This window comes from Terrisporobacter muris (genome assembly GCF_024621905.1).
Classification (GTDB): Bacteria; Bacillota; Clostridia; order Peptostreptococcales; family Peptostreptococcaceae; genus Terrisporobacter; species Terrisporobacter muris.
The window spans coordinates 1-10,036 of record NZ_JANKBY010000122.1; the positions used below are offsets into that span (position 1 = coordinate 1).

Annotated in this window: 9 protein-coding genes; all 9 read right to left on the bottom strand. The window is 31.4% G+C overall.

All coding sequences use genetic code 11. From position 1 onward, the window contains the following. On the bottom strand, positions 1 to 903 hold a 903-nt coding region (locus NSA58_RS10615), incomplete at its 3' end, for an NAD(P)-dependent oxidoreductase (protein WP_257560450.1). Between the two features lie 30 nt (positions 904 to 933). Continuing rightward, positions 934 to 2,130 (bottom strand): aminotransferase-like domain-containing protein, encoded by a 1,197-nt coding sequence (locus NSA58_RS10620; protein WP_039681239.1) that lies wholly within the window; start codon positions 2,128 to 2,130, stop codon positions 934 to 936. Positions 2,131 to 2,159: 29 nt separating this feature from the next. Next, positions 2,160 to 3,596, bottom strand: coding sequence for a Na+/H+ antiporter NhaC (gene nhaC / locus NSA58_RS10625; protein ID WP_074429689.1), 1,437 nt, complete (start codon positions 3,594 to 3,596; stop codon positions 2,160 to 2,162). A 118-nt stretch (positions 3,597 to 3,714) separates the two neighbouring features. Continuing rightward, a complete protein-coding gene (locus tag NSA58_RS10630) occupies positions 3,715 to 5,169 on the bottom strand; it encodes a Na+/H+ antiporter NhaC family protein (RefSeq protein WP_039681238.1) in 1,455 nt (484 codons plus the stop codon). A 76-nt stretch (positions 5,170 to 5,245) separates the two neighbouring features. Next, on the bottom strand, positions 5,246 to 7,336 hold the full coding sequence (locus tag NSA58_RS10635; protein WP_039681237.1) for an acetate--CoA ligase family protein: 2,091 nt from the start codon (positions 7,334 to 7,336) through the stop codon (positions 5,246 to 5,248). Positions 7,337 to 7,353: 17 nt separating this feature from the next. Beyond that, positions 7,354 to 7,884 (bottom strand): 2-oxoacid:acceptor oxidoreductase family protein, encoded by a 531-nt coding sequence (locus tag NSA58_RS10640; RefSeq protein WP_039681236.1) that lies wholly within the window; start codon positions 7,882 to 7,884, stop codon positions 7,354 to 7,356. After that, positions 7,884 to 8,621 carry a thiamine pyrophosphate-dependent enzyme gene (locus tag NSA58_RS10645; RefSeq protein WP_039681235.1) on the bottom strand — a complete coding sequence of 246 codons (738 nt, stop codon included), beginning with the start codon at positions 8,619 to 8,621 and terminating at the stop codon, positions 7,884 to 7,886. Before NSA58_RS10645 ends, NSA58_RS10640 begins: the two co-directional genes overlap by 1 nt. Further along, positions 8,611 to 9,690 carry a 3-methyl-2-oxobutanoate dehydrogenase subunit VorB gene (gene vorB, locus NSA58_RS10650; protein ID WP_039681234.1) on the bottom strand — a complete coding sequence of 360 codons (1,080 nt, stop codon included), beginning with the start codon at positions 9,688 to 9,690 and terminating at the stop codon, positions 8,611 to 8,613. Before vorB ends, NSA58_RS10645 begins: the two co-directional genes overlap by 11 nt. A 17-nt stretch (positions 9,691 to 9,707) precedes the next feature. Next, positions 9,708 to 9,905, bottom strand: coding sequence for a 4Fe-4S binding protein (locus tag NSA58_RS10655; protein WP_039681233.1), 198 nt, complete (start codon positions 9,903 to 9,905; stop codon positions 9,708 to 9,710). Between the last annotated feature and the right edge of the window lie 131 nt (positions 9,906 to 10,036).

The following is a 10,036-nucleotide window of genomic DNA, read 5'->3' on the forward strand; positions in this document are numbered from 1 at the left end:
AACGCTATTTTTACTTAAAAATTTTTCTATATTTTCTATTATTTTTTCTGCAAATCTAAACTTTTCTTGATGCGAACCTCCTGATGCTTTATGCGAACATATTACATTGTCAAGTTTAATAAGTTTTCCATTTTCATCTCCTAAGGCCATATCTGAATCACATATATAATAATTTGATTTGTCACTTAACCATTTTTCTAAGGCATCAATATCATAAGTAGGACTTATTGATGTATTAATTAATATTTTTCCACTACCCATTATTTTAAATTCTTCTTCAAAAAGTACCTTAGTATTTCTATTTAAACAAGTTATAATTACATCTGAGTCTTTTAAAACATGGTATAATGAACGTAATTCAAAACCATCATTTTTACAAAATTCTTTTTCAACTCTATCATAGTAAGAGATATTTGCTCCAAAATAATTAAGAGCTTTAGCTGCATTATAACCCGTATTCCCCATACCAATTACACCTATATTTAATCCATCTAATTCATATGGTTCTTCTCTCCACTGATGACTTCCAAATCCATGTATTAATCTAATAAGTCCTCCCACTATAAACTCAATCACTCCGTTGTCACCATAATGACTTATTCCTAATACTTCTATCCCCATTTTCTTTGCTGTTATTATATCCACATTTGCACTTTCAGCAGAGTATAATGTACAACACATACCTATATATTTTAGATTAGTACAAGCTTTTATAACAGCTCCACCAATAGAACCCCTGTATGAAACAAGAACAGCTTCTGCATCTCCTATACGCTGAATTTTTTCTTCATCAGTTTCTGCTAATGTATCAAAGAATATTACTTCCTTAGCAAGATTATTAAGTTTATTTTTGCTTTCTTCTACTATTTCCATTGGATCTATAACTATTATTTTATTAAACATATTCTCCTCCTAATTTTTAACTAGATCAATTTATACTGTTTCATTTACAAGTAGTTCATTTAATACTGCTCCTAAACGTTTTACACCTTCAACAATTTTATCCTCTGGCATATTGGAAAAATTCATTCTAAATGTATTATCATGTCCTCCTCTTGGGAAGAATGGATTTCCTACTATAAACGCTACTTTCTTTTCTAATGCCTTTTCACTTACTTCTTCAGCATTTATATGTTCTGGTAATTCAACCCATATAAACAATCCACCCTTCGGATAAGTGTATTTTACTTCTTTAGGAAATACTTCTTTCATTGTACCTAGCATCAAGTCTCTTCTTCTTCTATAAACTTCTATAATTTTATTTATGTGTTCCTCTATATCGTAGTTATCCAAAAACTTGGATAATTCCATCTGTGATATAGTACTTGATTGCAAGTCTGCTCCTTGTTTGCATAAATTGAATTGATGAATTATTTCCTTTCCAGATGCAGCCCAACCAATTCTTAATCCAGGAGAAAATATTTTTGAGAAAGTACCTAAGAATATAACTCTATCTTCTGTATCAAAATGTTTTATGGCCGGTAGCATTTCCCCTTCAAATATAAGTTCTCCATATGGATTATCTTCTACTATTACTACATTATATTTATTAGCTAATTCTACTAATTGCTTTCTTCTCTCTAGAGACCATGTCTTTCCTGATGGGTTTTGAAAATCTGGAATAACGTAAATTAGCTTTACATTATCATTATTTTTTAATGCATATTCTAGATCTTCCATTACCATTCCATCATCATCTGTTTTTATATCTATATAATCAGGTTCATAAGCATTAAAAGCATTTATAGCTCCTAAATAACTTGGACTCTCGCATATAATAATATCACCAGGATTTATAAATATCTTAGCTGAGAAATCTAATCCTTGTTGAGATCCACTAGTAATTAAAATATTAGAAGGATCTATTTCTACACTTGATTTTTTCATTCTTTCAGCTATCTGTTTTCTTAATGGCTCATATCCTTCTGCTGGTCCATATTGCAATGCATTTGCCCCATTTTCTTCTAAAACTAATTTAGACATTTGTTTAAATTCTTCAACTGGGAATAATTCTGGTGCAGGTAATCCTCCTGCAAATGATATAACCTCTGGATTTCTAGTTATTTTTAACATTGCCCTTGCTGCTGATCCCTTAACATGTGACATACGGTTAGCATAATTAAAACTCATATTTACTCCTCCTAATTAAAATATAATTATTAACAATTACTATGTTCTTCTTTTATTTTTAATTTAAATAGCTTTTCACCTCTAAATAATGGTGTAAACACACCTAACTTAGTCAGCACTATACTAATTACTAAGTTTAACCAACAAAATATGGTGAAAGGAACAAACTGCATATTAGTTAAATTAAATAACTGAGTATAATATATATAACTTGAATGCCACGGTATTAAAGGTGTAGTGATTGTTGTTGACTCTTCTATTGAACGAGATAAAATACTTCTATCTATATTTCTCTCATCATAATTATTTTTGAATATTTTACCAACTAAAATTGCTGATACATATAATGATGATAATGTTATTACTGTAATACTTCCACATATTAAGGTAAGTACTACTAAACCTTCATCAGTTTTTACTACTTTCTTTAATCTTTCGATTATGGGATTTAATATTTTTAAATCATTTAAAATACCACCAATACCCAATGCAAATATAATTATGCATACAGTAGGAAACATTGAAACTAGTCCACCATTAGTAAGCATTCCATCAACTATCTCTATTCCTGTTGATGATATGTTACCTTTATACATAACTTGTAAAACATCAATTATCTTATTCCCCTGTACAACAACAGCTGCTATAGCACCCAGTATTCCAGATATTAGTAATGACAATATTGCTGGTGTCTTTTTAATACTCATTATAAATATAGAAATAGGAAGTAATAATAATAATGGACTAAATTTAAACTGTGAATATAATACATCTTTTATTTCAATAGTCGCTTGAGGATCAAAATTGCTTCCTCCAAAATATTTTCCTATAAAAAAGTATGCTATTAAGCAAATTAAAAACGTGGGTGTTGTAGTATACATCATTGATTTAATATGTCTATAAATATCAACTTCTGCTATGCTAGATGCTACTATGGTAGTATCTGATAGTGGTGAAATTTTATCACCTACTGTTGCTCCTGATATTACTGCACCAACTATTACATATGTTGGTACGCCAAGGCTTTCTCCTATACTTACAAATGCAATACCAATCGTTCCACATGTTCCCCATGAACTACCAGTGCAAATAGACATTATGGCACAAAGTATAAAAGTTATAGGTAATAATATATCTGGATTTAGAGTATCTAGTCCATAGTATATTATCATGGGTACTATACCACTTTTTATCCACGTAGCAATAATTACTCCTACTAATAAAAGTATTATTATTGCGTTGTTAACACTCTTAACACCATTTATCATTGCTGCTTCAATATCTTTATAAGGTACTTTATTTAACAATGATATTACGAAAAGAAATATTAAAATTATAAGCAATAATACTGATGTTGGTACTGAAAATGAAATTCCTAAAGTTAAAATCATCGATATGATTAATAATATAAATAAAGAAAATTTAAACGAAAATTTGTATCTCTTGTCCATGCTCTTATTATCCATCCCCCAGCTTCACCTCAATTTAAGTAAAAGTAATGGAAATCTTTAATTGTCATTCCCTGCAGATTTATACAAGCCTACAGGGAATAATCTATATAAAGGGTAGAATTTGGGCCTATTTTCATATTGAAACTGGTTCTGCAATTTTATCATCTTTAAGCTTAATTATACCTATTCCTAAATAGCCAAATATAATATTAACTATTATTGGAACATACACCAAAGTTAAATATGGTATCCATTGTATAGCTTCTATACCCACTATACTTTGAGCATACATTGTTACTGCACACCAAGGGAATAAAAGTACCCCATTAGTACAAGAAAACTGAAATGCTGTTACCATATTTCTACGACTTATTCCTGCTTTTTCATATACACTAGTAAACATTCTAGATCCTAACATTCCAGGTGCCATTACACTACCTGTAGCTGCACATAGAAATAATGATGAAATAGTATTTACTGCAATTGCATTTCCTGGTCTTTTTACATCCTTTAAGAAAGTCTCTGATATAACTTGAGCCGCACCTATTGTTGATAAAGTTCCTACATAAGCCATCATCAATGGAATTGATATTAAGAAATCTGCCATAGACATCATCCCACCTCTAGTAATAAGGTTTTGGAACTCTGGCATTAACTCAGTTCCTTCTGCTAAATTAAGCATTTCTGGATTAAATCCACCATAAGCTACTGAAAATGCATCATTTATAGAAAAACCTTGATATAACATTCCTACTAACAATGCAGCTATACCTGATACAAATAAAGTTGGTATAACATCACATTTTTTTATTACCATAAAGAATAATATTATTACAGGTAATAAAACTATAATTGATGATTTATAACTTATAAAAACTGTATCTACTAATAATTTTATTTGATTTACAGACTCTGGAGTTGCAGCTGAATCTAATCTTAAACCTACTATAAAGAAAAATACTAGTGATACTATAACTCCTATAGCTTCTGCTGGTAAACAAAGCATAACTGTTGATTGAGTAGTGTTACCTGTTATACTTGAATTCCAGTTAACCATATCCGATACTACTGATGTTATTTGTCCTAAGAAAGATCCACATATAACTGCAGCTGCAGCTATTCCAGGAGATACACCTTGTATTGTTGCAACGCCAAGCATTATAACTCCTATAGTACCCATAGTTGCACTAGAAGTTCCTATTATAGCAGCTATTATTGCACAGAATAAGAAGGATAAAACTAATACATACTTTACACTTATTAAATTAGCAAGCCATCCTATCATACAAGGAACTGTGCCTGAATAAATCCAACTTCCTATTAAGAAACCTATACCTAACATTATTACAAGTATTTCCGCATTATCGGCTACAGAGTCCAACATACCTTTTTTAATTTCTTTATATGTAAACCCGCATCTCTTACCTATGAATCCAACAAATAAAGTACCTAAAACAAACATTAGCTCTACAGACAATTTCATAATAACACTGCCTACAACTATTATTACTAATAAGAATAATACTCCTATAATCGATTCAGCAGGCGTTGGTTTACGCTTAACAATGTTTTTTTCTTTTTTATCCATAACATCCCTCCATGTTATTCACTAACCCAAAATTTTATAGATTTATTCATTTATTTCTAAACTCATTTAATTAAGTTTATTGATTTAAAACTATAAGAGCATCAGCTATTCCAACGCCTTCTCCCTCAGGATATACAAAAAGTGGGTTTATATCTAACTCTTTAATATTATCTTTATTTTTGTATGCAAAGTCAGAAATGCTTACTATCATTTCTGTTAATGCATCTATATCAGCCACATCTCCACCTCTATAACCATTTAATAATTTAAAAGATTTCAGAGATTTTATCATATGTTCTGCTTCCTTTTTGTTTAATGGTACTGGATATAAGGATACATCCTTAAACACTTCTACAAATACACCACCCATGCCAACTAGAATCATAGGTCCAAATTGTGGATCATTGTTTAATCCAACTATCATCTCAGTACCTTTGTTAAGCATTTTTTGCATTAGTATTCCATTTATTTTAGCTTTAGGTGCTTTTTCTGATACACTACTCATTATTTCCTCATAAGCATTTTTAACTTCTTTTTCATTTCTAATATTCAGCTTAACGCCTCCAACATCTGATTTATGAAGTATATCCGCCGATTCAATTTTCATTACAAGTGGATAGCCAATTTTATTTGCTTCACATATCGCTTGTTCTTTACTTGTAACTATCATTCCTAAATCTACATTAACTCCGTAATCAGAAAGCATTTTTTTACTAGCATATTCACTTAATGCTATTGTTTCTTTTTTATTTGTCATATCTGGTATTGCAAGCTCAAGATCTTTATCCTCTGATGTGTATTCTACAAATTCAACTAAATGTTTTAATGCGCTGAATCCATATTTTGTCGTTGGTAATACTGGTATGCCTATATTAATAAATCTTTCTACAAATTCTTTATTTCTTGATGTCTCCATAAAACTCATTAAAGCAATTGGCTTATCCATTCTCTCTGATGCTTTTTTTATTCCTTCAAACATAATTTCATTCGATACTGTAACATTTTCTGATATTGTAAATCCAATTAAACACATATCTACATTTTCATCACTCATAACTGCCGTAATTCCATCAGCAAATCTATCAGTGTTATAAGCTAATGTAGATGTCATATCCAATGGATTTCTTGGTGTTGCATATGGTGGTAATAGTTTTGATAATTTTTCTAGAGTTTCATGAGAGAAATTTGGAAACTCTATTCCATACATATAACCTGTATCTGCTGATACTGCTGTTTCTCCACCTGAAACACACATAGCCCCAAATTTATTATTTTTAGGTAGTGTCTTAAGAGTAGCAAGTATTGCCGAAGTACTTCTTAAGTCTTGCATATCGTCAACTCTTATTACACCAAATTTTTCAAATATTGCATCGTACGTTTTATCACTACCTGCCATACTTCCCGTATGAGAAGCAGCTGTTTCTTGCCCCTTAGGACTTCTTCCTGCCTTTAAAATTACAATTGGTTTTTTTATCTGAGCAGCTTTTCTTAGGCATTCTTCAAATTTAATAGGATTTTTTACTCCTTCTAGGTACATTGCTATTACTTTTGTATCCTCATCCTCAAGTAAAAAATTCATATAATCTTCCATTTGAACTATTCTACTATTTCCAGCAGATATAGCATAAGAATACTTCATTTCTGGGTTTTTCAGCATATCTATACAAAACTGACCGCTTTGAGATATAAATCCTATTTTACCTTTTTTGTTTGCATAATCTCCAACAAATGCAAAACTAAATGTGCTATCTATAAAATTTATATATCCTCCACAGTTAGGTCCCATTACAGCTATATCTAACTCTTTAGCTGCTTCTATAAGATTTCGTTCTTGCTCTTTGCCTTCTTCATCTCCAACTTCTGAATATCCACTCGCATAAACAACAGCTCCTCCAACTCCCTTAGTTTTAGCTTCTTTTAGTAGAGGTACTACTGTTTTTTGAGAAGTACAAATAACTGCAAGATCTATTTCATCATCTATTTCACTTATACTTTTGTAACATTTCTTCCCCATTATACTTTCTTGTTTTGGATTTACAAAATAAACATTATCTATATTAGATTGATACTTTATTATATTTCTACAAGTATCTCCTCCAAATCCAGACTTTTCACTAGCTCCTATAACTGCAACTTTTTTAGGTCTCAATAATTTAAATATATCCATATTTTATTTACCTCCAACTATACACAGCTAACTCCTCTATCAAAACAAAGGGCATTTTTAGGATTAACTTTTCCTTTATCTGCAAAGAATTTATCAATTGACTTTTTTAAATACTCAGTATCAAACAATCCAGTAGACTTAGCCATTGCCCCAAGTGCCACAATATTCATTCCTCGTGGATTGTCAAGTTCATTTGCAATATTTGTTGCATCTACTTTAACAACATTTATATCATCTCTATAATCTCTATTTTCAGATACTAAAGAACTATTTACTACTAAAGTACCTCCTGGTTTTAATTGATTTTCAAATTTATTAATAGATACTTCATTTAACGCAATTAGAATATCCAATTTTTTAGAATAAGGGCTGGCAATCTCATCCTTATTTATTTTTACAGTACAATTTGCTGTTCCACCTCTCATTTCAGCCCCATAAGATGGAAACCATGTTACATTTTTACCTTCATCCATTCCTGCATAAGTTATAATCATACCGGCTACAAGAACACCTTGCCCCCCAAAACCAGCACATATAATTTCAGCCATTATAAATTCCCTCCTTTATCAATGTATTCACCTACAGGATAAAATACTTTTTGTTGATCTTTTATCATTTTCAAACTATCCACAGGAGTTTTATTCCAGTTAGTTGGACAAGGACTTAGTATTTCTACTAAACAGAATCCTTCTCCCCTCATTTGTTTTTCTATAGCCTTTTTTATGTATTTTTTTGCTTTTGTAACTTCTCCTGGACTATCTACAGACCCTCTAGCTAAATAAGCTATATCATATTCTTTTAATGTTTTTACCACATCAAATGGTGAACCGTTGTAATCCTTATCTCTTCCTTTTGGAGAAGAAGTTGTTTTTTGACCAATTAATGTGGCTGGTGACATTTGTCCTCCTGTCATTCCAAATACACTATTATTAACTATCAAAGCTAATATATTTTCATTTCTTAAAGCTGCATGTATAGTACTCTCTATCCCTATAGAGTAAGCTGAACCATCTCCAGGATGAGCTATTACAATGGAGTCTTTTCTAGCCCTTTTTGCACCACATGCTGTAATAATAGGTCTACCATGTGCTCCACCAATATTATTAAATTCAACAACTCCACTAACCATAGCACCACATGCCACATCTCTTACCATGACAACTCTATCTTCAACTTCTAACTCTTCCGCCACTTCAGCAATTAGTCTAGCCACTATACCATGACCACAACCTGGACACCAACCACTTTCATTAGAAGTTATTGCATTCGGTATCTTATAACTCATATTTAACTCCCCCTTCATACTTAGATAACATTTCTTTTGCTTTTTGAACAATTATTTCAGAATCAGGTACATTAGCAAACTCGTTATAGCATTCAACTGGGTACTTATTTAAAGTAGCTAATTTTATATCATCTACCATTTGACCAAGTATACTCATTTCTACACTTAAAAATCCAACTACATCTTCACCTAAAGCATCAAATGCTTTTTTAGGGAATGGCCATAATGTTTTTGGTCTTATAAGACCTAGTTTTATACCTTCACCCCTAGCCATTTTTACTGCTTCCTTACTAACTCTAGAGCTTATTCCATAAGCAACTAAAACTAACTCTGCATCTTCAGTTTGAACACTTTCCCATCTTTGTTCAGTTTCTTCTATAGTTCTATATTTATCTAGCAAATATTCTTTATAATTATCTGCTCCCATAGCATAATATGTATTTTCAAGTACTCTTTTCTTTTCTCCTGGTTTTCTACCTCTTATAACCCAATCGTATTTATCTATATCATGTTCCTTGTATTCCGGTAATTCTACTGCTTCAACCATTTGACCTATTGCCGCATCTGAAGCCACGATAACTGGATGTGTATATTTTTCAGCTAAATCAAATGCTTCATAAGCCATGTCAGCGTTTTCTTGAACACTAGCAGGCGCTAATACTATAGTTCTATAATCTCCATGACCTCCACCTCTAGTCATTTGCCAATAATCACCTTGACCTTGAAATACATTCCCTAAAGCTGATCCTATTCTCATAACATTTGCTATTACTGCTGGTAAATCACTTCCACAAAGATAAGATATTCCTTCTTGTTTTAAAGAAAATCCTGGCCCAGATGAAGTAGTAAGAGCTCTTGCACCTGTTGCTGCTGCTCCAAAAACCATATTTATACCAGCTACTTCAGACTCTGTTTGGACAAATTCTCCACCAAACTCTTTCATTCTCCAAGACATATACTCTAAAATTTCCGTCTGAGGAGTTATTGGGTAACCACTAAAAAATCTACAACCTGCCCTCATGGCAGCTTCTGCGAAGGCTTCATTACCTTTCATTAAAACTTTTGCCATTGTATTTCCCCCTTTTTTTATAATATTTCAAACACATAGTCTGGACACATCTTATAACAAGCTCCACATTGAACACATTTTTCTTCATCAACTTCAATAGTATGATAACCCTTTGCACTCATTTCTTTTGCAATACTTATAGCTCCCTTTTTGCATACACTTACACAAATGTGACAACCTTTACATCTTGAAATGTTAATTTTAAGTTTCTCCATTTTTATCCCCCTTCAAGTTTTTTATTTCTTGCTTGTCATATTTCATTAAGTAAATTTATGGTGATAATTCCTATTTCCAAAACAGTGTTCCGCTTTTTTACATTTTAAAAAAATAATTGTATTATTTTAGA